The sequence below is a fragment of the endosymbiont of Riftia pachyptila (vent Ph05) genome, from assembly GCF_000224455.1.
GTDB lineage: Bacteria > Pseudomonadota > Gammaproteobacteria > Chromatiales > Chromatiaceae > Endoriftia > Endoriftia persephonae.
This window is the reverse complement of record NZ_AFOC01000180.1, coordinates 1-1,274: the sequence shown is the minus strand read 5'-3', so window position 1 is coordinate 1,274 and position 1,274 is coordinate 1. Positions and strand designations below refer to the sequence as shown.

The 1,274-nt window shown below is 61.1% G+C and carries 2 protein-coding genes; both read right to left on the bottom strand.

What is annotated here, in order from left to right:
• A partial coding sequence (locus RIFP1SYM_RS16105) for a Na+/H+ antiporter NhaA (RefSeq protein WP_039960877.1) occupies positions 1-507 on the bottom strand: 507 nt, incomplete at its 3' end.
• A gap of 28 nt (positions 508-535) precedes the next feature.
• Positions 536-1,204 (bottom strand): Bax inhibitor-1/YccA family protein, encoded by a 669-nt coding sequence (locus RIFP1SYM_RS16100; protein ID WP_005966856.1) that lies wholly within the window; start codon positions 1,202-1,204, stop codon positions 536-538.
• Positions 1,205-1,274: the final 70 nt, after the last annotated feature.

Below are 1,274 nucleotides of genomic sequence, written 5' to 3'. Positions count from 1 at the left end.
GAGCAGCACCAGCACACCGATGGCGAAAGCGATATCGGTGGCCATGGGGATGCCCCATCCGCGGGCGGCGTCACCCTCGGGGTTGAGGGCGAAGTAGATCAATGCCGGCACCAGCATGCCACCGATGGCGGCAAATATGGGCAACACCGCCTGGCGCAATTCGGCCAGTTCGCCGACCAGCACCTCCCGTTTCAGTTCCAGGCCGACGACGAAAAAGAACAGCACCATCAACCCATCGTTGATCCAGTGCTGCAACGATTTCTCCAACCGCCAGCCACCCACGTCGACACCTATGACCGTATGGATAAGGTGCTGATAGCTTCCCGCCCAGGGACTGTTGGCCGCCACCAGGGCCAACAGCGCGGCCCCCATGAGCAGCAGTCCGCTGGTGGTCTGGCGGTGGATAAACGCCTCGAAGGGGGTGATGACCCGATCGAAGGCGCGCTCCCAGGGGGCCTGGAAGACGCGCCCGCGACGGGGCAGCAACGGAAGCTTGGGACGTTGCATGGTGCTCCTCCGTGCTTCGGCAGCTGGTCTATTCGTCACCGCCGAACGCCCCTAGCAGATGCAGCAGGCTGGTGAACAGGTTGTAGATGGAGACATAGAGGGTGACGGTCGCCATGATGTAGTTGGTCTCACCGCCGTGGATGATGTTGCTGGTCTCCCACAGGATCAGCCCGGACATCAGCAGCACGAACAGCGCCGAGACGGCGAGCGACAGCCCCGGCAGCTCAAACAGCATGGCACCGAGACCAGCCAGAAAGGCAACCAGGATGCCGGCCATCAGAAAGCCGCCCATGAAGCTGAAATCTTTGCGGCTGGTCAACGCATACCCGGACAGGCCGAGAAAGATGGCGCCGGTCGAACCGAGTGCGGTCATGACCAGTTCAGGACCGTTGGGTAACCCGAGATAGGTGTTGATGATTGGCCCGAGAGTGATCCCCATGAAACCAGTCAGGGCAAAGACGCAGACCAGCCCCAGGGCGCTGTCGCGGAACTTGCTGGTCAGGAACAGCAGGCCGAAGTAGCCGACCAAGGTGATGATGAATCCCGGATGGGGCAGATTGAACAGCACCGAAACGCCGGCGGTGGCGGCACTGAACACCAGGGTCATCGACAGTAGCATGTAGGTGTTGCGGATGACCTTGTTGGTCGCCAGGACCGCGCCTTGCGGTCGGGCGACAGCGGTAGCGAATCGACTCATAGCGATCTCTCCTGAGGGGTTTAAGAATTGGGTTCAAACAGCAGTTCAGACGGATGACGCATCGCCAACC